General features: G+C 72.6%; 23 protein-coding genes. 6 read left to right on the forward strand and 17 right to left on the reverse strand.

What is annotated here, in order from left to right; all coding sequences use genetic code 11:
* Nucleotides 1-6: 6 nt before the first annotated feature.
* On the reverse strand, nucleotides 7-1,023 hold the full coding sequence (locus tag ACIQGQ_RS27475; protein ID WP_402400278.1) for a phosphotransferase: 1,017 nt from the start codon (nucleotides 1,021-1,023) through the stop codon (nucleotides 7-9).
* A gap of 66 nt (nucleotides 1,024-1,089) precedes the next feature.
* Nucleotides 1,090-1,599 (reverse strand): DUF664 domain-containing protein, encoded by a 510-nt coding sequence (locus tag ACIQGQ_RS27480; RefSeq protein ID WP_402400281.1) that lies wholly within the window; start codon nucleotides 1,597-1,599, stop codon nucleotides 1,090-1,092.
* Nucleotides 1,600-1,680: 81 nt separating this feature from the next.
* On the opposite strand from ACIQGQ_RS27480, the gene ACIQGQ_RS27485 reads away from it, so the two are divergent.
* On the forward strand, nucleotides 1,681-2,592 hold the full coding sequence (locus ACIQGQ_RS27485; RefSeq protein WP_402400284.1) for an aminoglycoside phosphotransferase family protein: 912 nt from the start codon (nucleotides 1,681-1,683) through the stop codon (nucleotides 2,590-2,592).
* Here ACIQGQ_RS27485 and ACIQGQ_RS27490 read toward each other — a convergent pair.
* From ACIQGQ_RS27490 to ACIQGQ_RS27500, 3 genes are all read right to left on the reverse strand, one after another.
* On the reverse strand, nucleotides 2,589-3,605 hold the full coding sequence (locus ACIQGQ_RS27490) for an LLM class flavin-dependent oxidoreductase (RefSeq protein WP_402400643.1): 1,017 nt from the start codon (nucleotides 3,603-3,605) through the stop codon (nucleotides 2,589-2,591). The genes ACIQGQ_RS27485 and ACIQGQ_RS27490 overlap by 4 nt on opposite strands.
* Nucleotides 3,606-3,731: 126 nt before the next feature.
* Entirely contained in the window at nucleotides 3,732-3,923 is a 192-nt protein-coding gene (locus ACIQGQ_RS27495; RefSeq protein WP_366293988.1) for a DUF6381 family protein, read from the reverse strand.
* Nucleotides 3,920-4,369, reverse strand: coding sequence for a hypothetical protein (locus ACIQGQ_RS27500; RefSeq protein WP_402400287.1), 450 nt, complete (start codon nucleotides 4,367-4,369; stop codon nucleotides 3,920-3,922). The genes ACIQGQ_RS27495 and ACIQGQ_RS27500 overlap by 4 nt, the downstream gene beginning before the upstream one ends.
* Nucleotides 4,370-4,710: 341 nt before the next feature.
* On the opposite strand from ACIQGQ_RS27500, the gene ACIQGQ_RS27505 reads away from it, so the two are divergent.
* From ACIQGQ_RS27505 to ACIQGQ_RS27515, 3 genes are all read left to right on the forward strand, one after another.
* Nucleotides 4,711-5,757 carry a tetratricopeptide repeat protein gene (locus tag ACIQGQ_RS27505; protein ID WP_402400290.1) on the forward strand — a complete coding sequence of 349 codons (1,047 nt, stop codon included), beginning with the start codon at nucleotides 4,711-4,713 and terminating at the stop codon, nucleotides 5,755-5,757.
* 5 nt (nucleotides 5,758-5,762) lie between these two features.
* On the forward strand, nucleotides 5,763-6,815 hold the full coding sequence (locus tag ACIQGQ_RS27510) for a polyprenyl synthetase family protein (RefSeq protein WP_402400293.1): 1,053 nt from the start codon (nucleotides 5,763-5,765) through the stop codon (nucleotides 6,813-6,815).
* Nucleotides 6,816-6,890: 75 nt separating this feature from the next.
* Nucleotides 6,891-7,886, forward strand: a complete 996-nt coding sequence (locus ACIQGQ_RS27515; RefSeq protein ID WP_402400296.1) for an Acg family FMN-binding oxidoreductase — start codon at nucleotides 6,891-6,893, stop codon at nucleotides 7,884-7,886.
* A 31-nt stretch (nucleotides 7,887-7,917) separates the two neighbouring features.
* Here the strand turns inward: ACIQGQ_RS27515 and ACIQGQ_RS27520 are convergent, their stop codons facing one another.
* On the reverse strand, nucleotides 7,918-8,703 hold the full coding sequence (locus ACIQGQ_RS27520) for a hypothetical protein (protein WP_402400299.1): 786 nt from the start codon (nucleotides 8,701-8,703) through the stop codon (nucleotides 7,918-7,920).
* Between the two features lie 75 nt (nucleotides 8,704-8,778).
* Entirely contained in the window at nucleotides 8,779-10,401 is a 1,623-nt protein-coding gene (locus ACIQGQ_RS27525; RefSeq protein WP_402400302.1) for an amidohydrolase, read from the reverse strand.
* A 255-nt stretch (nucleotides 10,402-10,656) separates the two neighbouring features.
* Here ACIQGQ_RS27525 and ACIQGQ_RS27530 point away from each other — a divergent pair, with 255 nt between their 5' ends.
* Nucleotides 10,657-10,818 carry a hypothetical protein gene (locus ACIQGQ_RS27530; RefSeq protein ID WP_366293968.1) on the forward strand — a complete coding sequence of 54 codons (162 nt, stop codon included), beginning with the start codon at nucleotides 10,657-10,659 and terminating at the stop codon, nucleotides 10,816-10,818.
* A gap of 73 nt (nucleotides 10,819-10,891) precedes the next feature.
* Here the strand turns inward: ACIQGQ_RS27530 and ACIQGQ_RS27535 are convergent, their stop codons facing one another.
* The 8 genes from ACIQGQ_RS27535 to ACIQGQ_RS27570 all read right to left on the reverse strand — a co-directional run bounded on the left by ACIQGQ_RS27535 (nucleotide 10,892) and on the right by ACIQGQ_RS27570 (nucleotide 19,908).
* On the reverse strand, nucleotides 10,892-11,524 hold the full coding sequence (locus ACIQGQ_RS27535; RefSeq protein ID WP_402400305.1) for an SGNH/GDSL hydrolase family protein: 633 nt from the start codon (nucleotides 11,522-11,524) through the stop codon (nucleotides 10,892-10,894).
* Between the two features lie 38 nt (nucleotides 11,525-11,562).
* On the reverse strand, nucleotides 11,563-12,387 hold the full coding sequence (locus ACIQGQ_RS27540) for a sugar phosphate isomerase/epimerase family protein (RefSeq protein ID WP_402400308.1): 825 nt from the start codon (nucleotides 12,385-12,387) through the stop codon (nucleotides 11,563-11,565).
* Nucleotides 12,384-13,811 (reverse strand): polysaccharide lyase 6 family protein, encoded by a 1,428-nt coding sequence (locus ACIQGQ_RS27545; protein ID WP_402400310.1) that lies wholly within the window; start codon nucleotides 13,809-13,811, stop codon nucleotides 12,384-12,386. Before ACIQGQ_RS27545 ends, ACIQGQ_RS27540 begins: the two co-directional genes overlap by 4 nt.
* A gap of 94 nt (nucleotides 13,812-13,905) precedes the next feature.
* On the reverse strand, nucleotides 13,906-15,336 hold the full coding sequence (locus tag ACIQGQ_RS27550; RefSeq protein WP_402400313.1) for a chondroitinase-B domain-containing protein: 1,431 nt from the start codon (nucleotides 15,334-15,336) through the stop codon (nucleotides 13,906-13,908).
* 44 nt (nucleotides 15,337-15,380) lie between these two features.
* On the reverse strand, nucleotides 15,381-16,685 hold the full coding sequence (locus ACIQGQ_RS27555; RefSeq protein ID WP_402400316.1) for an alpha-L-fucosidase: 1,305 nt from the start codon (nucleotides 16,683-16,685) through the stop codon (nucleotides 15,381-15,383).
* A 63-nt stretch (nucleotides 16,686-16,748) separates the two neighbouring features.
* Nucleotides 16,749-17,615 carry a carbohydrate ABC transporter permease gene (locus ACIQGQ_RS27560; protein ID WP_402400319.1) on the reverse strand — a complete coding sequence of 289 codons (867 nt, stop codon included), beginning with the start codon at nucleotides 17,613-17,615 and terminating at the stop codon, nucleotides 16,749-16,751.
* On the reverse strand, nucleotides 17,612-18,583 hold the full coding sequence (locus ACIQGQ_RS27565) for a carbohydrate ABC transporter permease (protein ID WP_402400322.1): 972 nt from the start codon (nucleotides 18,581-18,583) through the stop codon (nucleotides 17,612-17,614). The genes ACIQGQ_RS27560 and ACIQGQ_RS27565 overlap by 4 nt, the downstream gene beginning before the upstream one ends.
* Nucleotides 18,580-19,908, reverse strand: a complete 1,329-nt coding sequence (locus tag ACIQGQ_RS27570) for an extracellular solute-binding protein (RefSeq protein ID WP_402400325.1) — start codon at nucleotides 19,906-19,908, stop codon at nucleotides 18,580-18,582. Before ACIQGQ_RS27570 ends, ACIQGQ_RS27565 begins: the two co-directional genes overlap by 4 nt.
* 479 nt (nucleotides 19,909-20,387) lie before the next feature.
* On the opposite strand from ACIQGQ_RS27570, the gene ACIQGQ_RS27575 reads away from it, so the two are divergent.
* A complete protein-coding gene (locus ACIQGQ_RS27575; RefSeq protein ID WP_402400328.1) occupies nucleotides 20,388-21,398 on the forward strand; it encodes a hydroxyacid dehydrogenase in 1,011 nt (336 codons plus the stop codon).
* 141 nt (nucleotides 21,399-21,539) lie between these two features.
* Here the strand turns inward: ACIQGQ_RS27575 and ACIQGQ_RS27580 are convergent, their stop codons facing one another.
* Nucleotides 21,540-21,776 (reverse strand): hypothetical protein, encoded by a 237-nt coding sequence (locus ACIQGQ_RS27580; protein WP_402400331.1) that lies wholly within the window; start codon nucleotides 21,774-21,776, stop codon nucleotides 21,540-21,542.
* A 112-nt stretch (nucleotides 21,777-21,888) separates the two neighbouring features.
* On the reverse strand, nucleotides 21,889-25,485 hold the full coding sequence (gene cobN, locus ACIQGQ_RS27585) for a cobaltochelatase subunit CobN (RefSeq protein WP_402400333.1): 3,597 nt from the start codon (nucleotides 25,483-25,485) through the stop codon (nucleotides 21,889-21,891).
* Nucleotides 25,486-25,521: the final 36 nt, after the last annotated feature.

The raw sequence follows: 25,521 nt of genomic DNA on the forward strand, positions 1-25,521 counted from the left end.
GGCGGACTACAGCGGCGGTTCGGCGGCGAGTTCACGCAGCCAGTAGGCGCCCTCCGGGTCACCGGCCCCGCCGAGGTCGTCGGCCGTGCCGGGGAAGAGCCGGCCCCAGGCGCCCGCCCGGCCGATCGCCCCGAGCCGCCAGGCCAGGCTCAGCGCCCGCCGCAGCTCGGCCCGGGTGTGCCCGTCGCCCGTCCACGCCTCCAGATACGCGTCCCGCAGCCGGAGCAGGGCTTCGGGGCCGAACCGTTCGCGGGCGTCGCGGGCCGGGATGAGGAAGCTGTGGAAGGGGTGGCCGATCAGCGCGTCGCCCCAGTCGAAGAAGGTGTAGCGGCCCTGTTCCGGTGCGAAGAGCTGACAGTCGTGGAGATCGCCGTGGTCGAGGGTGTCGGTGATGCCCGTCGCGGCGAGCTCCTCGCACCAGCCGACGAGCCGGGGCCGCAGCTCCTCCAGCGTCCGCCGCTCCTCGGGCTCCAGTGCGGTGTTGTGCCGTACGGCCCGGTCGAAGAGGTCCGGGAGCACGGTGGCGGGGGCACGGGGCACTCCGAGCGCCGCGATCTCGCCGGTGTGCGGGACGAGTGCGCGCTGCACCGCCGCGTACTGGCGCAGCGGCTCCTCCCAGGCGCGGGGGTCGGCGGCGGCACCGGTGGCCGCGTCGAGCGCGTCCCGGAAGAGCGTGCCGCCCTCCGGGAGGAGCACCCAGCCCCGGTCCTCGTCCACGGCGAGCGGGGTGAGCACCCGGCCCGGCACCCAGCGGGCCAGGGCCTCGGTGAGCCCCGCCTCGAAGGCGCTGCCGGGCGGGTTGGCCTTGAACCAGACGGCGCGGCCGCTCCCGACGGTCATCCGGACCAGTACGGACCACGGCCGCAGCCGTACCTCCCGGGGCCCGGTCTCCCGCAGCCCGTGGGCGGCGAGGGCGTGCTCCGCCCAGCCCAGGAAGTCCGCCCGCCACTCGTCCCGCTCCCACGGCGTTCTCGCCGCAGGGTAGCGGCCCCGGTCCACGGCTGTCGGCACATCGATTCGCATCGCGCCATCCCATCACCGCCCGTGTCCGGTTCTCATCCGGTTTTCCGGGCCCCGGGGCGGCCGGCGCTATCCGTGTCCCAGCAGGCCCCGGACGAAGGCCGCCTGGCCGGCGTGCTGGAGATCGTCCGAGATGACGCTGATCAGCCGTACGCCGAGGGTGACCGGCGGCGACCAGGATTCGTCGACGATCTCGTTCAGGGTGCGGCCGTCCAGTTCGCTCACGAAGTCGAGGGTCTGTTCGTGGACGGCGTCGTAGTAGCCGAGGAGCAGTTCGCCCGAATCGACCCGGAGCGCGGAGACGTCCGCGCTGGTGTGTCCGTAGCCGGTGGCCTCGCCCGCGAAGGGCAGGCGGAACCGGCCGACCCAGTCGTCCCGGAACCAGACCTGTTCGATGCCCGCCGCATCCGCGACGTGGTCGTCCTGGACCCGGGTGAGATGCCATACCAGCCAGGCGATCGAGTTCGCCCGGCCGCCGAGCCGGGCATGGAGGTCGGTGAGGGACAGGTCCTCGACCGCCGAATGCACGGTCTCCTGGACGCGGTTGAACGCGTCGGTCAAAAGGTCAGCGCTCTTCATGGACTCACCTTGGCGGCCGACGGGCCGCTCCCGGGCCATCGACACGCCTCGGCCGCGACGCCACCCCTTAGGGTGGGCCGCATGCCCTTCGACGTGCCCGCCGCCTTCATCGCTTCGTACAGTGCGAGCGGGGGTGAGTCCGGCCGTGCCTGGCTGGCCGGGCTGCCCGCGCTGGGGGCGGAGTTCCTGGACCGCTGGGCCCTGCGGCCGGACGGTGCCCCGGCGCACGGCATGGCCTCGTTGGTGCTGCCGGTGACCCGCGCGGACGGCATGCCCGCCGTGCTGAAGCTCCAGCAGGTCACGGAGGACAACGCCGGGGCCGTCACGGGGCTGCGGGTGTGGAACGGCGACGGAGTGGTGCGGCTGCTCGACCACGACGAGGGCAGCGGCACGATGCTGCTCGAACGGCTGGACTCGGACCGGCCGTTGTCGGGCGTGGCCGACGACGTGACCGCCGTCCAGATCCTCGCCGAGCTGCTGGCCCGGCTGGTCGCGGTGGCCGCGCCGCCGGGGATCCGCACCCTGGCCGAGGTGGGCTCGGCGCTGGTGGACGGAACACCGCGTGCCGTGCCGATGCTCCACGACCGCGCCGGACAACAGCTGCTGCGCACCTGCGCCTCGGCGGTCTCCGACCTCCTCGCGGAGCCCGGGGACCGGCTGCTGCACTGGGACCTGCATTACGACAACGTCCTGGCGGGCGAGCGGGAGCCCTGGCTCGCCATCGACCCCGAACCCCTCTCCGGCGACCCCGGGTTCGACCTGCTCCCGGCCCTGTCCAACCGCTGGGCCGAGGCGGAGGCGACCGGCGACGTGACCGGCACCGTGCTCCGCCGCTTCGACCAGCTGACCGAGGTGCTCGGCCTGGACCGGCAGCGGGCGACCGGCTGGACGCTGGGCCGGGTCCTGCAGAACGCGCTGTGGGACGTCGAGGACGGCAAGAGGACCCTGGACCCGGCCCAGACCACCATCGCCGAGGCCCTGTTGAACCGTTAGGGCCCGTCCGGACGGGGGGTGAGCCGCGCGACCCGGGCCAGCCGGCGCAGGGAGTCGAGCAGGGCGGCGCGGTCGTACGTGCTGGTCGTGACGAGTACTTCGTCGGCGCCGGTCCGTCCGATGACGGTCTCCAACTGCTCGGCGACCTCGTCCTCCGTGCCGTGGAGGTGGCCGCGCAGGCCCCTCTCGTAGAGCCGGCGCTCCTTGTCCGTCATGGTCCGTTCCTCGATCCGCTCGGCGGGGGCGAGCGGCGGGAAGACGCCGTGGGTCCGGGAGTACGCCATGGACCACGCCTCCGGGACGAGGATGCGCCGGGCCTCCTCGGTGGTCCCGGCGAGCGCCACCGTGCCCGCCACGATCACGTAGGGTTCCGCGGCCCGGACCGAGGGGCGGAATTCCCGCCGGTAGCGTTCGACGGCGGCGAGCAGTTTCTCCCGGCCCCGGAGGTCGCCGATCACCAGGGGAAGGCCCGCCCGGGCCGCGATGCCCGCGCCCTCGCCGGTGGCGAGCACGAACGGGGGGATGCGCAGCCCTTCGGCGGGCAGGGCGTGGACCTGCGGATGGGCCCGCTGGGTGCCGTCCAGCCAGCCGAGGAGTTCGTCGAGCTGTCCGGCGAAGCCGTCGGCGGCCGACCGGTCCTGGCCGAGCGCCCGCCGGATGCCGTCGGTGAAGCCCACCGAGCGGCCGACGCCCAGGTCGATCCGGCCGGGGAACAGCGACTCCAGCACGCCGAACTGCTCGGCCACCACGAGGGGCCGGTGGTTGGGCAGCATCACACCGCCGGTCCCGACCCGGATGGTGTGCGTGGCGGCCGCCACCGCCGCGGCGAGCACGGTCGGCGCCGATCCGGCGACACCCGGTACGCCGTGGTGCTCGGAGACCCAGAACCGGTCGTAGCCGAGCCTTTCGGCCTCCTGGGCCAGGCGCACCGTGTCGCGCAGCGCCTGGCCGGGGTCATGGCCCTCGCGGACGCGGGAGCGGTCGAGCACGGAGAACCGGGTGGATGCGATCAGGGAGCTCACACCATGGTCCAACGCGTACGGGGCGCGGGCATTCCCCGCCCGCGCCCCGGCGCCCGTACGGGAAGCGCCGTACGGGCGCCGGGCCTCGGCCCCTGTCCCGGACGCTGCCGGACGGGGCTACTTCATGGGGTAGATGTCCCCGCTCGCCATGCCGCTGACCTGCTCGCTCTCCGATGCGATCCGGTTGGCCTTCTCCTTCAGGCGGCGGCGCTTCTCGGGGTCGGTGGCACGCTCGGCCTCGGCGTTCAGGTCCTTCGCCTTGGCCCTCAACTGCTGCACTCGACTGCGGAGTTCGTCGGACTCGTTCATGATCGCTCCTTGGGTGTGCGGACCCCCCTGCGGCAGCAGGACCCGGCGCCCAGGAAACCCAGGCCGATGCCGAGCATCCAGAAGTCCTTGGCCAGGGGGATGCCGTCCTGGGTGGGCCGGAGGCTTCCGGGCTCCCGCATCCCGGGAACCCGTAGGTACAGCCCGACCAGGCCGCCGGAGAATCCGGTCAGCGCCAGTCCGGCCAGTCGGGTGGGTACGCACGGGGCGAGCAGCGCCGTGCCGACCGTGATCTCCGACCAGGCGAGCAGCCGGGTGAACCGCTCGGGCCCGATCCGCTCCAGGAACGGGTAGGCGACGCAGGCCATGCCGTGCAGCCCCTGGGCCGTCTCGGCGTCGGCCTTCAGCTTGCCCAGGCCCGAGTTCAGGATGAACGCGCCGGTGGCGAGGCGCGGGGGCGCGTCACGCGGTTCGTAGAACGTCCTCATCGGAGTCTCCGTCCAGTACCGGGCCCCCCGTCGAGCTTAGCCAGAAGGCACCGGGGGCGCGCCACCGGACGGTCCGCGCCCCACCGGTGCACGGAAGTCGACTTCTGTTGAGCACGGAGCAACCTTCGGGGCACGGGTGTCGTCTTGATCAACAACAAGGCGGCGCACCACCGGCAACACCAGCAGCATCCGCTCCGCCCGCACCACCTGCAGCACAAGCACTACGGTGCGCCCGATCCCCACGAGTCACCAGGCCAGACCACGGGGCAACTATGCGCTTCATGTATACATAGAGTGCATAGTTGCCTTCCGTCACGATCCGGCCGTGCAGGAAGGCCCCCATGCAGAGCAAGGCACTGGCGCCCGAGTACCAGGGCGCCCTCACCAAGATGTCCGTGAACTCCTCCCTCACCGACGTACTCGCCGAAGGCATACGCCACTTGGAGGAGGCCGAGCGCTCCGGGTCGCGGCAGGAGGTGGCCCGGTGCGGGCTCGCGGTCGCCGAGGCGCACCGCAGGCTCGGCAATGTGGCCGAGGCCGACCGGGCCTGGAAGGCCAGTTACCGCTCCGCCCGTTCGGCCGAGGACCTCGGGGCGATGGCCTGGGCGCTGTGGAGCGGCGGCACCCTGGCCCGGCAGCGCGGTGAACTCCGGCTGGCCTTCCGGCTGCTGGGTCTCGCGGCCGACATGGGCAAGCGCGGCGGCGACATCGTCGCCCGTGGCTACTCCCTGGCGGGCCTCGCGGAGACCGGACGCATCCAGGGCGACTACCGGAAGGTCGCGGAGCTGCACGAACAACTGCTGGCCGAGGCGCGGGCACGCGGCGAGGCGCGCCACACCGTGTGGGCGCTGGAGGGCATAGCCCAGATCCACCGCAACACCGGCTCGCTCGACACCGCCCTGGCCATGTTCGAGGAGGCGGCCGAGCTCGCCGGGAACGCGGACGACCGGCGGGGCCGGGCCTGGGCGCTGCGCGGAATGGCCGACATCGTCTCGCTGCGGGACGACCCGGAGCGGGCCCTGGCCCTCCTCGCGGAGGCGGAGACGGCCTGCCGCGAGATGAAGCTGTCCAGCGCGCTCGCCTACAACCACAAGATGCGCGCCAACGTCCTGTTCCGGGCCGGGCGTTACGAGGAGGCGCGGGACGGCTACGCCGGGGCGCTGGAGGAGTTCCGCGCGATGACCGAGCCCAGGGGCGAGGCGCTGGCCCGGCTCGGCCTGGTCAAGTCGCTGGCCCGGCTCGGCCGGGACCGGGCGGAGACCGCGGCGGACCTGGACGGGCTGCGCCGCACCCTCGACCGGATCGGGCTGCTCAACGCCCGCGAGATGGTCGACAAGGCGTACGCCGAACTCGGCGTGACACCGGCCGGCACCACCCAGGAGGGCTGACGACGATGACCGCATCGCCCACGACCCGGCAGGTCCCCGTGGTGGAGGTCCTCTCCCGCCGCCGCGAGCAGGTCCGCCCGGCGCTGGTGCGGGCCGTGAACCGGCTGCATCCGTGGCACGCGGAGATGGCCGCCTTCTCGTTCGGCTGGGAGCGGGTGGACGGCACCCCGGCCCCGGGTTCGCAGGGCAAGGGCATCCGCCAGGCCCTCACCCTGCTCGGCGCCGAGGCCGCCGGGGCACCGGCGCGGGACGCGGTGCCCGGCGCGGTCGCGGTGGAGCTGGTCCATGTCTTCTCGCTCCTCCACGACGACATCATGGACGGCGACGAGACCCGCAGGCAGCGGGCCACCGTGTGGAAGGAGTACGGCACCGGCCCGGCGATCCTCGCGGGCGACGCGCTCTTCGCGCTGGCCGTGCAGACCCTCGCCGAGGCACCCGCGGAGCACAGCGCGTCCGCGGTCCGGCTGCTCGCCTCGACCCTGGCCGACCTGGTCCGGGGCCAGGCCGACGACCTGCTCTTCGAGTCCCGGCCGTGGCTCGGCCCCGAGGCGGTCCAGCCGCACGAGTACCGGTGGATGGCGGAGCACAAGACCGGGGCGCTGCTCGGCTGCGCGGCGGGCCTGGGCGCGGTGCTCGCCGGGGCCCCGGCCGCGACGGCGGACGCGCTGTGCCGGGCGGGCCGGCACCTCGGGGTGGCGTTCCAGGTGGCGGACGACCTGCTCGGCGCCTGGGGCGACCCCGAGGTCACGGGCAAGCCGGTGCACAGCGATCTGCGGCGGCTGAAGAAGACGTACCCGGTCCTCGCGGCGCTGGCCTCGGACCACCCCGCCGCCGGCCGGCTGGCCGCGCTGCTCGGTGCCGGGGAGCCGCTCGGTGCCGCCGACGCCCGCCGGGCGGCCGGGCTGGCCGAGGAGGCGGGGGGCCGCGCCGCCGCCCTGGCCGAGGCGCACCGGCAGCTGGACGACGCGCGCCGCGAGCTGGAGAGCCTTGCGCTCGCCCCGGCCGCGCTCGGCGAGATCCTGGCGCTGTTCCCGTACCTCGTCGAGCGCGCGGAGTGAGGGACACCCGGCCGGGGCGGGCCGGACGTGGGAGGGTGGAAGGACACCCCTGTGCCGTGTCGTGGGAGGTCTGGGATGCCGGTGCGGCCGGTCGACGACACCATGCTGCGGGAGCTGGTCGGCGATGCCGTCGCGGCCCCGTCGATGCACAACGCCCAGCCCTGGCGGTTCCTGTTCCGGCGCTCCAGCCGGACGCTCGCGCTGCGGGCGGAGTTCGGCCGTGAGATGCCCGAGGCCGATCCGTCCACGCGCGGTCTGCACGTGGGGTGCGGGGCGGCGCTGCTGAACCTCCGGGTCTCGGCGGCCCACCGGGGGCTCACGGCGGTGACCACGCCGTTCCCGCGCCCGGCCGAGCCGGAGCTGTTGGCGACGGTCCGCCTGGACCCGGTCCGGGCCGGGGATCCGGGGGACGTGGCGCTCGCCGCGCTGCATCCGGCGATCCGGCTGCGCCGTACCAGCCGCTATCCGTTCGACGACCGGGTGGTCCCCGACGACGTCCGGGCCCTCCTCGCCGAGGCGGCCCGCCGGGAGGACGTCTCGTTCGCGTTCCTGCCGGCGGACGATCTGGAGGGCGTGCTCGTGCTGATCCGGGACGCCGAGGCACTCGACCTGTCGGACCCGGCGCGGGAGGCGGAGCAGCGCTACTGGACCCGGAACACCGAGGCCCGGGTCCCGGTGGACGGTGTCCCGGACTACGCCTTCGGCCCCACCGACGCGTCGGGCCGGGCGCTGAACCGGGATTTCGCGGGCACCGAGCCCGTCCCGGGCCGGGCCCACGCCCTGTTCGAGGACAGGCCGCAGCTCGCCCTGCTGCGCACCTCGCGCGACCGCCCGGCGGACTGGCTGCGGGCCGGTCAGGCACTGGAGCGCGTGCTGCTGACCGCGGTGGCGCACGGGCTCGTCGCCTCGTTCGCGACCCAGCCCCTCGAATGGCCGGAACTGCGCCGCCTGCTGCGCGACCCGGTCCTCGGCACGGGGCATCCGCAGATGCTCCTGCGCCTCGGCTACGGCCCCACGGGTCCGTCCACGCCGCGCCGGGCCGTGGACGAGGTGCTGACGATCGAGCCCTGACGGCGGGCCGGTCCCCCGGCCCGCCGCGCGGTCACTTCACCGTGACGGCGTCACCCGTCGAGACGACCTTCATGGTCGTGGCGGTACCGAGGAAGGCCCAGCGCCAGCTGCCCGAGGCCGTGGCCCGCACCGTCGCACGGAGGTGGCCCCTGCTGTCGGTGGTCGCGGTCTTCACCGTGCTGTAGCGGCCGCCGGGCTTCTTGTACTGGAGCTTGACCACCTGCTTGGTGTACGCGTGGTACTTCAGGTCCGTCCAGTTGGCCCGGGACAGCTTGCCCGTGACGGTGAGCGTGCCGCCCTTGCGCACCGGTTCGGGCGTGGCGTCGGTGGTCAGGGTCGCGGCGCGCTTCACCTTGAACAGGGCGATGCGGTCCGAGATCCAGTAGTCGCCGTCGTTGGCCCGGACCGTGGCGTTCACCTGCCACTCCCCCGCGACGTCGTTGGCGTTCCAGCCCCTGTTGCCGCTGCCGTAGGGGTCGATCCAGGCCGGGTCGATCTCCATCGTCGCCGTGCACACCGAGGTCGTCGCGCTGCTCTTCCGGCAGGTCGTCCCGAGGTGCGACACCGGGCCGTGGGCGTTCTTCGCGTTGAACGCGGACACGTGATCGACCTTCTTCACCCCCGAGTCGTCCTTGATCGTCATGGTGACCGGGAACCGCTTGATGTTCTTGATCCCGACGATCACGCTCTCGCCGTCGTTGACGACGGTCCTGGTGATCCGGATGTCACCGCGGCCTTCCGCATGCGCGGCCGGTGTCACCGCGACGGTGACGCCGACCGCTCCCGCCGCGGCGAGCACGGCGATACGTCTGTGCATGTCCCACCCCTGTTCCGCCCCGCCCCGTGGCGGGGGCAGCACAGCGTACCGATCACCGCGCCACCGCCCGCGCGCTCAGAGGCCGGTGTCGCGGTGGGTGGGGCGCCCGTCGACCACGGTGAGCAGGACGGGCAGGCCCGCCAGGTCCGTCGCGGGGGTGGTGAGGGGGTTCTCGGCGAAGACGGTGAGGTCGGCGCGGTAGCCGGGGGCCAGCCGTCCGGACTCGTGCTCCTCGCCCGCGGCACGGGCCGGGTTGAGCGTCATGCCCTGGAGCGCCTGGAGGGCGGTGAGGGCCTGCTCCGGGCCGTGCGGGGGGCGGGTGAGGTCGCGGGAGGGGCGGCGGTGGCGGGCCCCGGCCATCACCGTGAGCGGGGGGTAGGGCGCCACGGGCCAGTCGGAGCCGAGGACGACGGTGGCGCCCGACTCCCAGAGGTCGCGGCAGCGCCAGGCGCGCGAGGCACGCTCCTCGCCGAGCCGCCGGGACCAGTTGTCGGTGTGGTCGGCGCGGGTGAAGTCGCAGCAGTGCGTGGGCTGCATGGACGCGACGACGCCGAGCCCGGCGAAGCGGCGCAGGGTGTCGTCGGGGACCGTCTCGATGTGCTCGATCCGGTGCCGTACGGTGCGCGTGCCCGTACCGGCCGCCGCCGCGACCGCGTCCAGGACATGGCGTACGGCGGCGTCGCCGATGGCGTGGGTGGCGGTGGGCACCCCGGCCCGGTGGAACTGGCCGATGACGGCGGTGAAGGCCTCCGGGTCGGGCCAGAAGGCATGGGTGGACTCGCCGTGGCAGTCGGGCCGCTCCAGCCAGGCGGTGCCGTTGTCGATGGTGCCGTCCATGAAGAGCTTGACACCGGCCACCTGCCACAGCCGTCCGCCGGTGCCCTGCCGGCCGACGATCCCGGCCACGGCCTCGTGGTCGGCCCCGGGCTGGCACCAGGGGGCGATCCTGAGGCGCAGCGGCAGCTCTCCGGCGTCGTCGAGCGCCGCGTAGAGCGACAGGCTGTCGCCGTTGGCGTCCATGGCGTGGCCGCCGGTGAGCCCGGAGGCGGCCACTTCGCGCAGGGCCTCGGCGACGCGGGCGCGCCGCTCGGCCGGGGAGGGCTGCGGCGCCACCCGTTCGACCGGTTCGAAGGCGGCGTCCTCCAGGAGCAGGCCCGTGGGGCGGCCCGCCTCGTCGCAGACGATCTCTGCGGACTGCTCGAAGCGGCGCGGGCCGTCGATGCCCGCCAGTTCCAGTGCCCGGGGGCTGGCCAGCATGGAGTGGGCGTCGAAGAGCATCAGGAGGGCCGGGACGCCGTCCAGGACCGGCCCGATGGAGGCGGAGGCCATGGGCAGGTCGCCGAAGACGTTCGGGTCCAGGCCGTGGGCGCGCAGCCACGCCCCGGGCGCCAGCGAGCGCGCCTCCCGGGCCAGGGCTTCGCGCACCTCGTCGAGGGTGGTGCAGCCGGAGAGGTCCAGGCCCTGGGCGAGTTCGGCGCCCATGACGGGGTGGATGTGCCCGTCGACCAGCCCCGGGGTCACCACGGCGCGCCTCAGGTCGATCACCGTGGTCGCCGGCCCGGCGAGGGCGTGGACGCTCCGGTCGTCGCCGAGTACGGAGATCCGTCCGCCGGTCACGGCGAGGGCGGTCTGCGGGAGCGGTTCGCCGGTGACGACATCCAGCAGGCGGGCGTTGAGCAGAACGAGGCCGGGGTACACGTACGGACTCCTTGGGGCCGGCGGATCGGTGGGCGGCGCGGAGCGGCCGGCTCCCCCGTCACCGCCCGTCCGCCGCCTTGTGGTGGTGCTCGGCGTTCTGGGACATGGTGACCGATCCGGGCACGGATCCCCGGTCGCCCGGCCCGTCGGCGCGGCACGGACCCGATGCTATTGATCGCACAACCAATAGACAAGTGCGGGAACACCCGCGCTAGGCTCGACCTGTAGGCACGCAGTCCGATCACGGAGGCGGCCATGGACAAGAACATCGAGTACTCGACCCCGTCCCAGGCCGAGGGCGAGCGGCTGGACGAGGACCGCGACCCGGCCGAGGAGCGCCACCCCGCCACTCTGCGCACCCAGCCGTCCCAGGCCGAGGGCGAGCGCGCGGCGGAGGACGACGAGCCCCGGCCCTGATCCCCGCCGGGCGCGCCCCGGGGCGGCCGGTCGAGGAGCGCGGCGCGCTCCCCCGTCGACCGGCCGCCACCCGTCAGGAGGCGGCATCGACCTCCGCGAGCCAGGCGTCGGCGATCAGCCGGTGGCCGAGCGGGCTCGGGTGGACGCCGTCCCGGGCCAGCTCCGTCGCCTCCTTGTCCCCGGCGGCGCGGGGCAGCACCAGATCCGCGCGGACCAGCAGGGCGTCATGGGCGCGCGCGGCCCGCAGCACCGCTTCCGTACGGGGCGTCAGGTCCTCGAACCACTCCTCCTGTTCCGGGGCGACCGGCAGCAGGAACGGGGTGACGACGACGAGCCGTGCGGAGGTCTCCCGCTCGACCCGGGTGAGCAGTCCGTCGAGGCAGCTCTCGAACTCGTCGACAGGGCTGAGGAGTTGCTGGTCGTAGCGGCGCCAGGTGTCATTGATGCCGATCTTGACCGTGACCACGTCGGGCCGGTGCTCGACGACATCGGTGGTCCAGCGGGGTTCGAGGTCGTAGACCCGGTGGCCGCTGATGCCCCGGTTGATGACGGTGGGGCCCGCCCCGGCGTCCGGGCGCCCGCCCAGGGTGCGGGCGATCTCCTGGACGTATCCGTTGCCGAGCGACGCCGGGTCGGTGCGGTCGCGTCCGGCGTCGGTGATGGAGTCACCGATGAAGAGCAGGGTGTCCGTGTCCTTGATGTGCATGTTCTCGCCGTCCAGGTCGGGGTCGAAGGGAGCGTGGCTCAGTGCCGGTCCGCCGCGCGTCGCAGCGTATCCGCCTCGCGCGCCAGTACGGCGGGGTCGTCGCCGGGCACGAATTCCAGCAGCGCCTCCAGCGGGACGCCCCGTCGGCCGAGCAGGTCGAAGACGCGGGTCCACAGGTCCTGGCGGTCCGCCAGCGGCAGCCGCTGGTTGCCGGGCCACCACGAGAAGACGTGGATCGCGCCGACCCGGTCGCCCAGGGCGGCGAGCCCGTCCAGCGCCTGTTCGTCGGGGGCGTTCTGCGGCGGCTGCCAGTAGGTGCGGAGGTTGTCGGCGCCCACCTCCTCCAACAGCCGGAGGGTGGAGGCGACGGTGTCGGTGAGGGTGTTGCCGTGGAATTCCAGCCCGAGTTCGAGCCCGTGGTCGGCGCCGGTGCGGGCGGCCTCCCGCAGGGCGGCCACGGTCGCGGCCCGCTGCTCCGCGGTGGCCTCCCGCGAGCCGGTGGCGCCCGCCCAGACCCGCACCCGGGGCGCACCGAGGAGCACCGCCGCGCGGGCGACCGGGGCGAAGCCGTCGTCCGGTCCGGCCGGGCCGCCCGGCGCGGCCCGGAAATAGGAGCCGTACGAGCAGCACCGCAGCCCGTGCCGTCCGGCCGCGTCGCGGGCGGCGCGGACGGCGTCGGGGGCGCCTGGCGGGGCGTGCACGTCGGCCCCCCACTCGACCGCCGCCAGCCCGGCGTCCGCGGCCAGGCGGGCGACCTCGTCGACGGGCAGCCGGCGGAAGGTGACCGAGCAGATCCCCGGGGTGATCAGGGGCGCGGGCGGCCCGCCCGGGGTGGGCGGGCCGCTGCGGGCATCACGGTTCACGTCGCGTTCGGCCCGACGTCCGCGCTGGTGAGGGGGTGCCGGAGGGCGGCCGCGGTGGAGTACTGGTCCGCGCCGATGTCGCGCTTGCCGCCGCGCGGGTCGCCGTCGATGTCGTCGGGCACCGACGTCCCGGTCAGGGTGGCCGCGCCGATCGCCGGGCTGCCCGCCGACAGCCGGGCCACACCGTCCGCGCCCGTCACCAGCTTCGGGTCGGCGCGGGTGAAGCCCGCGGCCGGGATGTTGCCGTCGGCCGCCGCGCCCCACAGCATGTTGGTCTGCCAGGTGAAGTTGGTGGTCGTCCCCATCGAGACCAGGCTGCCGGCGGCGCCGACGATCAGGTTGTCGGCGATCACCACGTCCCGGGGCTCGTACGTCCGGGTCTCGCCGGAGAGCGAACCGGCGTTGTTGTAGAGGGTGTTGTGCACGATGACGGCGCGGTCGACGGCGTCGTTCCCACGGCGCTCGTCCTGTGTCTCGCCCGCGTTGTGGTCACGGGTGGTGCCGCTGCCGACGACCAGGGCCCGCTCGGACAGCCCGGCCAGGTAGTTGTTGACGATCAGGTGGTCGTTGCCGTAGAGCCGGATGCCAGCCTCGCCGCCGATCAGGTGGTTGCCCTCGACCCGGGAGCCGTTGCCGTGGCGCAGCACGATCCCGCCGCGGCTGTCGCGGATGGTGTTGTAGCGGATGGTGTTGCCGGAGGACTTCACCGAGACGGCCTCGGGGTCGCCGTTGGCGCGCTCGAACAGGTTGTACTCGACGACCGCGTTCGCGGCGGACAGGGCCCGCCCGCTGACACCGAGGCGGATGCACTCGCCGCCGTTGTCCCCGGCAAAGCTGTGGTCGGAGAAGTAGTTCCGGAAGATGTGGGTCTTCTGGGCCATGTCGGTCGAGCCGGGGCCGTCGACGATCAGGAAGATGCCCGTGGTCGTCTTGTTGTGGAAGTGGTTCCGGTCGATCTTCGTGTCGTTGGCCCGTACGACGACCCAGTACGGGTCGCCCGCGTCCGCGTGCTGGAAGTCGTTGCGGGTCAGCCGGATCGCGGAACAGGTCACCGGGATCTCCAGCGTGGTGCTCTGCCGGAAGGCGAAGCCGCTGATGGTGATGTTGCTCGAATTGGCGAGGACGAAGCTCCGTTCGCCCTTGAGGACCGCGCCGCCGCGGCTCTTGGAGACGATGGTGATGGGCGCGGCGCTGGTGCCGTTCTTGCCGGAGACGTTGATCGCCCCGCCGGCGGGGACGGTGTACGTGCCGTCGGCGAGGATGATCCGGTCGCCGGGGGCGGCGGCGTTGATGGCGCTCTGGAGCTCGGCCAGTGTGCTGACGGGCTTGTCGGCCGCCGAGGCCTCGAGAGACATCGAGGTGCCGAGGGGGACGGCGGCGAGCGCCGCCACCGCGGATCCCCTGAGGAACGTGCGTCGTTGCATGGTGTCTCCTGTCGCGACGAGTGGGACGGGGTGCTCCGGGGCCGGTCCGCCCGGCCTGGGACCGGGACGGACCGGAGGTGCGGTGCCGGGCGGGTCAGCGGGCCAGCGGGCCCACGTCGGCCGGGGTGAGCGGCGGGGTGCGGGGCGCACGCCGGGCGTACTGGTCGGCGCCGACGTCCCGGGAGCGGCCGCGCGGGTCGCCGTCGATGTCGTGGGTGACGGGCGGCTTGCGCAGGGTGCCCGCGCCGATGGCCGGGCTGTCCGGGGCGAGCCGGGCGACCCCGTCCGCTCCCGTCACCAGCTTCGGGTCGACGCGGGTGAAGCCGTCGGCCGGGATGTTCCCGTCGCCGGCCGCGCCCCACAGGATGTTGCCGGTCCAGGTGAACCGTACGGTGTTCGCCATCTCGACCAGTGCGCCCGAGTCCGCGACGAACAGGTTGTCCGCGACGGTCACGTCGCGCGGCTCGTGCGGGCGGTGGCTCTCGCCGGAGAGGGTGCCCGCGTTGCCCACCAGGGTGTTGTACGCGATGAGGATCCGGTCGGGCGCGTCGTTGCCGCGCCGCGCCTCGGGGGTCTCGCCGGGCAGGTGGTCGCGTTCCGAACCGCTGCCGATCACCATGGCCCGTCCGGCCAGGCCGGAGAGGTGGTTGTTGACGATCACGTGGTCGTTGCCGTAGATCCGCACGCCCTCGGTGCCGGAGAGGAGGTGGTTGGCCTCCACCCGGTTGCGGTTGCCGTGGCGCAGCACGATGCCGCCGAAGCTGTCGCGGATGGTGTTGTGCCGGATGACGTTGTCCGAGCTCTTGACCGAGATGGCCTCGGGGTCGCCGTTGGCGCGCTCGAACAGGTTGTACTCGACGACCGCGCGGGCGCTGGACAGGGCGCGGGGGCTGACGCCGAGCCGGATCGGCTCGCCGCCGTTGTCACCGGGGAAGGTGTGGTCGGAGAAGTGGTTGCGGAAGATGTGGACGCGCTGCGCCATCTCCTCCGTACCGGCTCCCTCGACGCCGAGGTAGATGCCGAGGGTGGACTTTCCGTGGAAGTGGTTGTGGTCGATGGTGCTGTCGTCCGCGCGCACCATCAGCCAGTGCAGGCCCTCGATGTCGGCGAGCTGGAAGTCGTTGCGGCTGAGCCTGATGTGCGAGCAGTTCGGCGGGAGGTCCAGCGTGGTGCTCTGGCGGAAGGAGAAGCCGCTGATCGTGATGTGGCTGGAGGCGTCGAGGACGAAGCCCTGTTCGCCGTCGAGGACGGCGCCGCCGGGGGTCCTGGCGGTGATGGTGAGGGGGGCGCGCGCGGTGCCCCGCTTGTTCCGGACGGTGATCGGCCGGCCGGACGGGACGGTGTACCGGCCGTCGGCCAGGACGATGCGGTCGCCCGGCCCCGCCCGGTCGATCGCGGCCTGGAGTTCGTCCAGCGAGGCGACGGTGGCCGGGGCCGGGGACGCGTTCGCCTGCGCGGCGGACAGGCCGGTGGCGGTGACGGCGAGGGCCGCCCCGGTACCCATGAGGAACGTGCGGCGTTGCATGGTGCCTCCGTGAGCGTGGTGGTGGTGCGCGGGCCGGTCCGGTGTCAGCCGGCGGCCGGTTCGGCCGGGGCGTTCAGGAACAGCTCGATGACGGGTACGGGGGTGTCGGGACGCTGGACGGGGATTTCGAGCGTGAGCGTGCCGGCGGGCTGGCCGCCCATCTCGGTGTTCTGCGCGGGCCGGTCGGGGTCGATGTGGACCCGGACGATCTCCGAGGCGTCGTTGAGCAGTTGGGCGTAGCGGACCCGGCCGGCGAGTCCGGGCAGGTGCAGATGGCGCAGCGGCCAGGCGAACAGATGGACGTAGAGCCGGTCGCCGCGCTGGGTGTAGCGGCACTCGGGGGGCGCGGTGTACGAGGAGGGGCCGCAGCCGCGCACCGCGCGTTCGTGCAGGTCCATCCAGCGGCCGATCGATTCGAGTACGGCGACGGCCCGGGGTTCGAGGTCGCCGCGCCCGGTGGGGCCGACGTTGAGGAGCAGGTTGCCGTCCTTGGAGACGCCGTCGACGAGCATCCGGATCAGCAGGTCGGCGCTCTTGTGGTCGAGGTTGTCGCGGTCGTATCCCCAGCTACCGTTGAGGGTCTGGCAGGCCTCCCACAGGACGGGGCGGCCGTCCTTGGTCATGGGGCCGGAGGGCTGGTACTGCTCGGGGGTGATGAAGTCGCCGGGCAGGCCGGTGCGGTCGTTGACCAGGATGTGCGGCTGGAGTTCGCGGACGGTCTCCAGCAGCCTGGCGGAGTCCCAGTCGGCCGGTCCCTTGCCGCCCCACCAGGTGCGGCCTTCGTAGGAGAAGTCGAAGAAGAGGTAGTCGACCCGTCCGAAGGAGGTCAGCAGTTCGCGGACCTGGCCGTGCAGATAGCGCTGGTAGTCGCGGATGTCGCGGTCGGCGTGGGCCGCCTTGAACTCCTCGTCGTCGCGCTGCGGGTGGGTGCCGTCCACGGGGAAGGACGGGTGGTGCCAGTCGATGAGGGAGTAGTAGAAGCCGACCTTGAGCCCCTCGGCGCGGCACGCCTCGACGAAGGGGCCGACGAGGTCGCGGCCGTGGGGGGTGTTGGTGACCTTGTACTCGGTGAGGGCGCTGTCCCAGAGGCAGAAGCCGTCGTGGTGCTTGGTGGTCAGTACGACGTACCGCATGCCGGCCGCCCTGGCGGTCCTGGCCCACTGGACGGGGTCGTAGCGGTCGGGGTCGAAGTGGTCGAAGTAGACCTGGTACTGCTCGTCGGTCAGCTTCTCCCGGTTCTTGACCCATTCGTGCCGGGCGGGCAGCGCGTACAGGCCCCAGTGGACGAACATGCCGAACCGGTCGGTGGTGAACCAGGTGGTGTCGGGGGTCGCGGCGCTCGGGGTCATGGGCATCGTTCCTTGGCAGCGGGGCGGGTGGTACGGGGTGGTCGGGGCGGGCGGTCCGCCCGGTCAGCCCTTCAGGGCGCCGGAGGCCAGTCCGTGCACGAAGGAGCGCTGGAAGAAGAGGAAGACGATCACGGAGGGCAGCAGGGCCAGCAGGGAGGCGGCCATCACCACACCGGGCGTGACGGCGGGGTCGATCCGCAGGGTGCGCAGCGCCAGCGGGAGGGTGTACGAGGAGGAGTCGGTGGAGACCAGGAGGGGCAGCAGGTACTGGTCCCAGATCATGGTGAAGCCGAAGACTCCGATGACACCGAGCGCGGGCTTGCACATCGGGAGGATGATCTGCGCGAAGATCCGCAGATCACCGGCGCCGTCGATCCGGGCGGCCTCTTCCAGCTCCCGGGGTACGTCCTTCATGAACTCGGTCATCACCAGGATGGAGAATCCCCAGGCACCGAGCGGGACAATCATTCCGGCGAGGGTGCCGATGAGGTTGAAGTGGACGACCGGCAGGTCGGAGAGGATCACCGAGAGCGGCAGGGCCAGGATCTCCTCGGGCAGCATCAGCGTGGCCAGGATGCCGACCAGCACCAGGGTCATCCCGGGGAAGACCTTGCGGGCCAGGGCGTATCCGGCGAGGACGGAGACGGCGACCTGGAGCAGCAGCCCGAAACCGACCACGAAGAAGGAGTTCAGCAGGTACCCGAGCACGCCCTGGTCGAAGGCGACCTTGAAGTTGTCCAGGGTGGCGCCGGAGGGGATGACGCTCAGCTGGGTCGGGTCCTTGACCTGGCTGAAGGCGCTGACGAGCAGGGCGAGCAGCGGCCCGGCGAAGACGACCAGGACGAGCAGGTAGGTGACGGCCTTCAGGATCCGCCCGCCGGGGCTGCGGCTCTCGGTCAGGCCCAGCGCGGTCTCGGTCGGCCCGTTCATTTGCTCTCTCTCCGTCGCAGCAGGTGGACGACGACTGTGAGGACCAGCGTCGCGAGGAACAGCAGGACGGCTCCCGCCGCGCCGACGCCGAGCCGGTTCTGCTCCAGCCCAAGCTTGTAGATCAGGGTCATCACGACTTCGGTGGACCCGTCGGGTCCGCCGTTGGTGAGCAGGAACACCTCGGTGAACACCCGCAGTCCGCGGATCGCGGCGAGGATGAACAGGATCGAGAAGACCGAGCGCAGTCCGGGCACCGTGACGTGCCAGACCCGCTGGAACCGGGAGGCGCCGTCGACCTTCGCGGCCTCGTACAGGCCGCGGTCCACCCCGGTCAGACCGGCGAGGAAGATCATCATGTCGTAGGGGGCGCCCCGCCAGATGCCGGTGACCATGATGGAGGCCATCGAGGAGTCCGGGTCGTTGATGAATCCGGAGGGGCCGAGTCCCACCAGGCCGAGGAGGGAGTTGAGCATCCCGTCCGAGCTGGGGTGGTACATGATCCGCCAGAGTTCGGCGACGACCGCGATGGGCACCACCACCGGGAGGAACGCCGCGGAGCGGATGAATCCGAGCCGCCGTCCCTGGCCCTCCATGAGCAGGGCGAGCACCAGGCCGAGTGCCATCGATCCGGCGGTCTGTCCGGCGGCCAGGACCACGGTGTGCCAGGCGGCCTCGCGGAAGCCGTCGGACTGGAGCACGGTGGCGTAGTTGTCGGTGCCGACCCACTTGTTGCCGAGGTAGGGCTGGACGTCCTGGAAGGACATGGTCAGGGCGCTGACCATGGGGATGAACTTGAAGTACAGGAAGAGCAGCAGGGCCGGGGCCAGGAACAGCCACGGGGTCCACCAGCGGCCGCCCCGGCGGCTGTGCCCGCTGCGGCCGGCGGCCCCGCCGGCCGTGCGGCCGGGCTTCCGGGAGGTGGGCCCGGCCTCCGGGAGGGTGGCCGGGCCCGCCTGGTCGAGACTCATGACGCGGCGATTCCCTGTTCCTTGAGGATGTCGGCGAGCTGCTTGTCCAGCGCCTTGAGCTTGGTGGCGGTGTCCAGGCCGCAGTCGGCCATCAGGGCGTTGACGGCGTCGGCGGTGGTCTGCCGCACCGGGGTCCAGTTCGGGATGGACGGCGCGTAGCGGCCGGAGCTCTGGTAGATGTCCGCGTAGGTCTTCCAGCGCGGGTCGGGGCGGACCTGGGCGATGTCGACCGTCTTGTTGACGGGCAGCTGGACGGTGAAGCCGGTCTCGCCCTCCATCCCGGTCTTCTGGCCCTCGGCGGAGAGCGCGAAGTCGGCGAAGGCGTCCTGGCCCGCCGTGTTCCCGGAGCCGGCCATCAGGTAGACGGAGCCGCCCTCGGCGAGCACGGTGGCGTCCTTCGGTCCCTTGGGCATCGGGACGACCTCGTACTTGTCCTTGCCGAGGGTCTCGTCGAAGCGGGGCAGCAGGTACGGGCCGACGACGAACATGCCGGTCCGGCCGGCCTCGAAGGTCTCGTTGGTGGGCGGGGTCTCCATGGTGACGGCGCCGGGCTGGATGGCCTTCTTCTTGCAGCCGAGGTCGCGGAACCACTGCACGGCCTGGACCGATTCCTTCGTGGTCATCGCGGGCTTGTACTTCCCGTCACCGGCGTCGGTGATGAAGTCCCCGCCCGCCGCCCAGAGGAAGTTGGAGAAGTACCAGGAGGCGTATCCGCGCTTGGTGGAGAGCGGGGCGGCGAGGCCGTACGTGTTGTTCTTGCCGTCGCCGTCGGGGTCCTTGGTGGTGAACGCCTCGGCCATGGCGGCGAAGTCGTCCCAGCTCTGCGGGACGTCCAGCTTCAGCTTCTCGCGCCAGTCCTTGCGGATGAGGAGGGCGGAGGCCTGGGCCGAGTACGGCAGGCCGAACTGCTTGCCGTCCACGCTCTTGCCGGAGTCCAGCCCCTGGGCGACGACGTCCTTGCCGCTCTTCAGCTTGGCCAGGTCGATCTCCCTCAGCAGGCCCTGGCTGTGCATGGCGCCGAGCTGGGTCACGTCGTTCAGGACGATGTCGGGGAGGTTCTTCTGCGCGGCGCGCTGCTGGAGCTTGGTCTCGAAGTCGTCGAAGATCGCCGTGACCTCGACCTTGAAGCCGGTGGACTTCTCGAAGGCGGCGGCGAGCCGGAGCGCGCCCTGCTCCCCCGGTCCTCCCGGTGTCGTCCGGGTCCACAGTTCGAGCGGTGCCTTCGGGTCCTGCTTGGCGTTCACTCCCGCAGGCCCGGAACTACAGCCGGTGAGGACGAGTGCCGAAGCGAGGACACCCGCACCGATCCACCGCGATCTCTGCATGACAACTCCTGTTTTCGCCGCATCACAGCTGGCCTGGAAAGCGCTTGCTCGGACGCTAACGGGGTCCGAATCCCGTGGTCAATAGTCCGATGAATGCAAAGTCTCGCGAAGATGAACGCACCTCCGCCCGGACGGACTCGCGACCACCCGACAGCGACACGAGGCATGCACGGTGGACCGAGCCTTCCGCGAAAGTACCTCATGACGTGGGAATTTAACTGCCCCAGGCAACGATCTCCTGCCGGGATCCGACCGCGTACCGCCGCGAGCAGTGCGACGACCACAGGGATCGGATGTTCCAGCCTCCCCCGAGGACTTTTCAGTCATCCGATGTATCGTGCTCCACACCCATCAGCCATGGCAATAAACAAGCCACGCCAATCTTCCCCATCCGGTCAGACATTTCCCCACGCACCCGATCAGGGTCGCGGACCGGCCGACCGACGGCCCGGCCGCGCAGAGCCGAGGAGCACATCGCCATGAACGAGCCGGCCCACCGACCGACCGCCCTGCTGGTCATGGAGGAGGGACGCAGGGCGGACGTCTATCCGCCCGAGGTCCTGACCGCGATCGGAGGTCTCACCCGGCTGCAGGGACCGCCCCTGACGCGGCAGCAGCTCGAAGCCGCCTCGGAGGCGTTGCGCGAGGTCGAGATCCTGCTCACGGGCTGGGGCGCGCCCGTGCTCGACGCCGCCCTCCTGTCGCGCGCGCCCCGGCTGCGGGCGGTCCTGGTCGCCGCCGGTTCGGTGAAGCACCTGACCACGCCCGAGTTCTGGGCGCGCGGGATTCCGATCGTCTCCGCCGCCGCGGCCAACGCCGTACCGGTGGCGGAGTTCACCCTCGCCCAGGTCCTGCTCGGGCTGAAGCACGCCCACCGCCTCACCCGGGAGATGGCGAGCAGCCGCCGCTTCCCGTCCGATCCCCGGGTGCCGGGCGCCTACCGCTCACGCGTGGGCCTGCTCGGACTCGGGCACATCGGCCGGCTGGTCGCCGCCCATCTGGGCCGGTTCGACATCGAGGTCCTGGCCACCGATCCGATCGCCTCCCCCGGGGCCGCGCGGGAGGCCGGTGTCCGGCTGGTCGACGTCGAGGAACTGTTCGCCACCAGCCATGTCGTCAGCCTGCACGCCCCGTTGCTGCCCGGGACCCGCGGCATGGTCGGGGCCCGGCTGCTGGCCTCCATGCCCCCGGGGGCGACCCTGGTCAACACCGCGCGCGGCGCGCTCGTCGACGAGGCCGCCGCGGCGGAGGTCCTGCGCGCCAGGCCCGACCTCACCGCCGTGCTCGATGTCACGCACCCGGAGCCTCCCGCCCATGACTCGCCACTGTTCACCCTTCCCAACGTGGTCCTGACACCCCACATCGGTGGTGCCCTGGGGGCCGAACGTCATCGTCTCGGAGAGCTTGTGCTCGACGAACTCCGACGCTTTATACATGACGTGCCTTTCGCGCACGCCATCGATCCGGAGCACGCGGCGTCGCTGGCCTGAGGCCGCCCGGCCGTTGGCCCAGGTACGGCCCCGGTACGGCGGGGCCGCGCCGGGGCGTCAGCGAAACGTCAGTGAAACGTCAGTACGAGGAAGAAGAGTTCGAGGCGGCAGAGGACCGTCTCCGGCACCGTCCGCCGGTGTTCAGTGCGCCCGCCAGGTGAGCTTGTCGCCGCCCACCCAGCGCACCACACCGGGATCGTCGAGGTCGTGGACATGGATCCCGTAGGCCGAGGCGAGGGTGAGCACATCCAGCATCGAGGTCGCCTCGCCGGCGACCTCGCCGTCGATCTCCACCAGGCGGAAGGGCGGGTCGGTGCGCTGCACCCCCAGGACGACGATCCGGGGCACGGAGATGTAAGGACTGTTGCTTTCGGTCATACCAAGATCGCTTCCACGCGACGGGCGACACTATGCCCCGGATCGGAAGGGGCGATTCCGTTCCGTCCGGGGCAGGTCCGGCCGGGCCGCCGGAGGGCGGCCCGGCGCCCGCTCAGTCCTCGCCCTCCAGGCTGCCCTCGGTCTCCAGGTACGCCTGGCGCAGCGCTTCGAGGACCGCCGGGTCGGGCTCGGCCCACATGCCGCGCGACTCCGCCTCCAGCAGGCGTTCCGCGATGCCGTGCAGGGCCCAGGGGTTGGCCTGCTGGAGGAACTCGCGGTTCACCGGGTCCAGGACGTACGTCTCGGTGAGCTTGTCGTACATCCAGTCGGCGACCACACCGGTCGTGGCGTCGTAGCCGAAGAGGTAGTCGACGGTGGCGGCCAGCTCGAAGGCGCCCTTGTAGCCGTGGCGCCGCATCGCCTCGATCCACTTGGGGTTCACCACCCGGGCCCGGAAGACCCGGGAGGTCTCCTCGACCAGGGTGCGGGTGCGGACCGTCTCGGGGCGGGTGGAGTCACCGATGTACGCCTCCGGGGCGGTGCCCCGGAGCGCCCGGACGGTGGCCACCATGCCGCCGTGGTACTGGAAGTAGTCGTCGGAGTCGGCGATGTCGTGCTCGCGGGTGTCGGTGTTCTTCGCCGCGACCGCGATGCGCTTGTACGCCGTCTCCATCTCCTCCCGGGCCGGCCGGCCGTCCAGCTCGCGCCCGTAGGCGTAGCCGCCCCACACCGTGTAGACCTCGGCGAGGTCCGCGTCGGTGCGCCAGTCGCGGGAGTCGATCAGCTGGAGCAGACCGGCCCCGTACGTACCGGGGCGGGAGCCGAAGATACGGGTGGTGGCGCGGCGTTCGTCGCCGTGCGCGGCCAGGTCGGCCTGCGTGTGGGCGCGTACGTGGTTCTGCTCGGCGGGCTCGTCCAGGGAGGCGACGAGCCGGACCGCGTCGTCCAGGAGGCCGATGGTGTGCGGGAAGGCGTCGCGGAAGAAACCGCTGATACGGAGCGTCACGTCGATGCGGGGGCGGCCCAGTTCGGCGGGCGGGATCGCCTCCAGTCCGGTGACCCGGCGCGAGGCGTCGTCCCACACGGGCCGCACGCCGAGCAGGGCGAACGCCTCCGCCACGTCGTCGCCGGCGGTCCGCATGGCGCTGGTGCCCCACAGGGAGAGGCCGACCGAGGTGGGCCAGTCGCCGTTGTCGTTGCGGTAGCGCTCCAGCAGCGAGTCGGCCAGGGCCTGGCCGGTCTCCCAGGCGAGGCGCGAGGGTACGGCCTTGGGGTCGACGGAGTAGAAGTTGCGGCCGGTCGGCAGGACGTTGACCAGGCCGCGGAGCGGGGAGCCGGAGGGGCCGGCCGGCACGAACCCGCCGTCCAGCGCGTGCAGGGCGTGGTCGAGTTCGGCGGTGGTGGCGGCCAGCCTCGGCACGACCTCGCGGGCCGCGAAGGCGAGGATGTCGGCGACGGCCGCCGGGTGCCCGGCCGCCACCTCGGCGACCGCGTCGGGCGACCAGTCGGCGTCCTCCATCGCCTGGACCAGCGCGCGGGCCCGCTCCTCGGCCTCGTCGGCGGTGACCCTGGTCGCGGCGGACTCGTCGAGCCCGAGCGCCTCGCGCAGCCCCGGCAGCGAGGCGGTCCCGCCCCAGATCTGACGGGCCCGCAGGATCGCGAGGACGAGGTTGACCCGGTCCGGACCCTGCGGGGCGCCGCCGAGGACATGGAGGCCGTCGCGGATCTGGACGTCCTTGATCTCGCAGAGCCAGCCGTCCAGATGCATGATGAAGTCGTCGAAGCCCTCGTCCTCCGGGCGGTCCGCCACGCCGAGGTCGTGGTCGAGCTTGGCGGCCTGGATCAGGGTCCAGATCTGGGCGCGGATCGCCGGGAGCTTCGCCGGGTCCATCGCGGCGATCTGGGCGTGCTCGTCCAGGAGCTGTTCGAGCCGGGCGATGTCCCCGTAGCTGTCGGCCCGTGCCATCGGCGGCACCAGGTGGTCGACGAGGGTGGCGTGCACCCGGCGCTTGGCCTGGGTGCCCTCGCCCGGGTCGTTGACCAGGAACGGGTAGACCAGCGGGAGGTCGCCGAGCGCGGCGTCGGGGCCGCAGGCGGCGGAGAGTCCGGCGTTCTTGCCGGGCAGCCACTCCAGGTTGCCGTGCTTGCCGAGGTGGATCATCGCGTCGGCGCCGAAGCCGTTGTCGTCGGCGCGGGCGGCGATCCAGCGGTAGGCGGCCAGGTAGTGGTGCGAGGGCGGCAGGTCCGGGTCGTGGTAGATCGCGATCGGGTTCTCGCCGAAGCCGCGCGGCGGCTGGATCAGGATCAGGAGATTGCCGAACCGCAGGGCGGCGAGCACGATGTCGCCCTCCGGGTTGCTCGACCGGTCCACGAACATCTCGCCCGGGGCGGGGCCCCAGTGCTCCTCCACGGCCTCGCGCAGCTCGGCCGGGAGCGCCGCGTACCAGCGCCGGTAGTCGGCGGCCGGAATGCGGACGGGGTTGCGGGCCAGCTGTTCCTCGGTGAGCCACTCCTGGTCGTGGCCGCCCGCCTCGATCAGCGCGCGGATCAGCTCGTCGCCGTCGCCCGAGACCAGGCCGGGGATCTCCTCCGTACCGAAGTCGTAGCCCGCCCCGCGGAGCCGGCGCAGCAGGGCGACGGCACTGGCGGGGGTGTCGAGCCCGACGGCGTTGCCGATCCGGGAGTGCTTGGTCGGGTACGCGGACAGCACCAGCGCGATCCGCTTCTCGGCGGCCGGGATGTGGCGCAGCCGGGCGTGGCGCACGGCGATCCCGGCGACGCGGGCGGCGCGTTCGGTGTCGGCGACGTACGCGGGCAGTCCGTCCTCGTCGATCTCCTTGAAGGAGAAGGGGACGGTGATCAGGCGGCCGTCGAACTCGGGCACCGCGATCTGGCTGGCGGCGTCGAGCGGGGAGACGCCCTCGTCGTTGTCCTCCCAGTCGGTGCGCGAGCCGGTGAGGCAGAGCGCCTGGAGGATGGGGACGTCGAGGCCGCTGAGGACGCCCGCGTCCCAGGACTCGTCGTCGCCGCCCGCCGATGCCTCGGCCGGGCGGGTGCCGCCCGCGGCGAGGACGGTCGTCACGATCGCGTCGGCGGTGCCGAGCGCCTCGATGAGTTCGGGCTCGGGGCTGCGCAGCGAGGCGACGTACAGCGGCAGCGGGCGGCCGCCCGCCTCCTCGACGGCCCGGCAGAGAGCCTCGACGAAGGCGGTGTTGCCGCTCATGTGGTGGGCGCGGTAGTAGAGCACGGCGACGACGGGTCCGTCGGTGCGGTGGGCGGTGCGCTCCAGCGGGCCCCAGGAGGGGGCGGGGGCGGGCGGTTCGAATCCGTGGCCGGTGAGCAGCACGGTGTCGGAGAGGAAGCGGGCGAGCTGGTCCAGGTTGGCGGGGCCGCCGTGGGCCAGGTAGGCGTGGGCCTCGGCGGCGATGCCGACGGGGACGGTGGAGGCGGCCATCAGCTGGGCGTCGGGGGCCTGTTCGCCGGTGAGCACGACGACCGGGCGGCCGGTGGCGAGCACCTGGTCGAGCCCCTCCTGCCAGGCCCGTACGCCGCCGAGGAGGCGGACGACCACCAGGTCGGCGCCGTGCAGGAGCTCCGGGAGGTCCTGGAGGGGGAGGCGGGCGGGGTTGGCGTAGCGGTAGGGAACCGGGCCGTTGGAAGCGCGGGCGCTGAGCAGGTCGGTGTCGGACGTCGACAGGAGCAGGATCATGCGGCGTCGGGCCTTCCTCGGGGTGTCCACGCCCCG

Origin of the sequence: Streptomyces sp. NPDC092952, assembly GCF_044754785.1 — a bacterium.
Taxonomy (GTDB): Bacteria; Actinomycetota; Actinomycetes; order Streptomycetales; family Streptomycetaceae; genus Streptomyces.

Excerpts from the sequence above, each read along its gene's own strand:
- ACIQGQ_RS27475 (WP_402400278.1), bottom strand. The coding sequence starts at position 1,023 with ATGCGAATCGATGTGCCGACAGCCGTGGACCGGGGCCGCTACCCTGCG.
- ACIQGQ_RS27480 (WP_402400281.1), bottom strand. The coding sequence starts at position 1,599 with ATGAAGAGCGCTGACCTTTTGACCGACGCGTTCAACCGCGTCCAGGAG.
- ACIQGQ_RS27485 (WP_402400284.1), top strand. The coding sequence starts at position 1,681 with ATGCCCTTCGACGTGCCCGCCGCCTTCATCGCTTCGTACAGTGCGAGC.
- ACIQGQ_RS27495 (WP_366293988.1), bottom strand. The coding sequence starts at position 3,923 with ATGAACGAGTCCGACGAACTCCGCAGTCGAGTGCAGCAGTTGAGGGCC.
- ACIQGQ_RS27500 (WP_402400287.1), bottom strand. The coding sequence starts at position 4,369 with ATGAGGACGTTCTACGAACCGCGTGACGCGCCCCCGCGCCTCGCCACC.
- ACIQGQ_RS27505 (WP_402400290.1), top strand. The coding sequence starts at position 4,711 with ATGCAGAGCAAGGCACTGGCGCCCGAGTACCAGGGCGCCCTCACCAAG.
- ACIQGQ_RS27510 (WP_402400293.1), top strand. The coding sequence starts at position 5,763 with ATGACCGCATCGCCCACGACCCGGCAGGTCCCCGTGGTGGAGGTCCTC.
- ACIQGQ_RS27515 (WP_402400296.1), top strand. The coding sequence starts at position 6,891 with ATGCCGGTGCGGCCGGTCGACGACACCATGCTGCGGGAGCTGGTCGGC.
- ACIQGQ_RS27520 (WP_402400299.1), bottom strand. The coding sequence starts at position 8,703 with ATGCACAGACGTATCGCCGTGCTCGCCGCGGCGGGAGCGGTCGGCGTC.
- ACIQGQ_RS27530 (WP_366293968.1), top strand. The coding sequence starts at position 10,657 with ATGGACAAGAACATCGAGTACTCGACCCCGTCCCAGGCCGAGGGCGAG.
- ACIQGQ_RS27535 (WP_402400305.1), bottom strand. The coding sequence starts at position 11,524 with ATGCACATCAAGGACACGGACACCCTGCTCTTCATCGGTGACTCCATC.
- ACIQGQ_RS27545 (WP_402400310.1), bottom strand. The coding sequence starts at position 13,811 with ATGCAACGACGCACGTTCCTCAGGGGATCCGCGGTGGCGGCGCTCGCC.
- ACIQGQ_RS27550 (WP_402400313.1), bottom strand. The coding sequence starts at position 15,336 with ATGCAACGCCGCACGTTCCTCATGGGTACCGGGGCGGCCCTCGCCGTC.
- ACIQGQ_RS27555 (WP_402400316.1), bottom strand. The coding sequence starts at position 16,685 with ATGACCCCGAGCGCCGCGACCCCCGACACCACCTGGTTCACCACCGAC.
- ACIQGQ_RS27560 (WP_402400319.1), bottom strand. The coding sequence starts at position 17,615 with ATGAACGGGCCGACCGAGACCGCGCTGGGCCTGACCGAGAGCCGCAGC.
- ACIQGQ_RS27565 (WP_402400322.1), bottom strand. The coding sequence starts at position 18,583 with ATGAGTCTCGACCAGGCGGGCCCGGCCACCCTCCCGGAGGCCGGGCCC.
- ACIQGQ_RS27570 (WP_402400325.1), bottom strand. The coding sequence starts at position 19,908 with ATGCAGAGATCGCGGTGGATCGGTGCGGGTGTCCTCGCTTCGGCACTC.
- ACIQGQ_RS27575 (WP_402400328.1), top strand. The coding sequence starts at position 20,388 with ATGAACGAGCCGGCCCACCGACCGACCGCCCTGCTGGTCATGGAGGAG.
- ACIQGQ_RS27580 (WP_402400331.1), bottom strand. The coding sequence starts at position 21,776 with ATGACCGAAAGCAACAGTCCTTACATCTCCGTGCCCCGGATCGTCGTC.
- cobN (WP_402400333.1), bottom strand. The coding sequence starts at position 25,485 with ATGATCCTGCTCCTGTCGACGTCCGACACCGACCTGCTCAGCGCCCGC.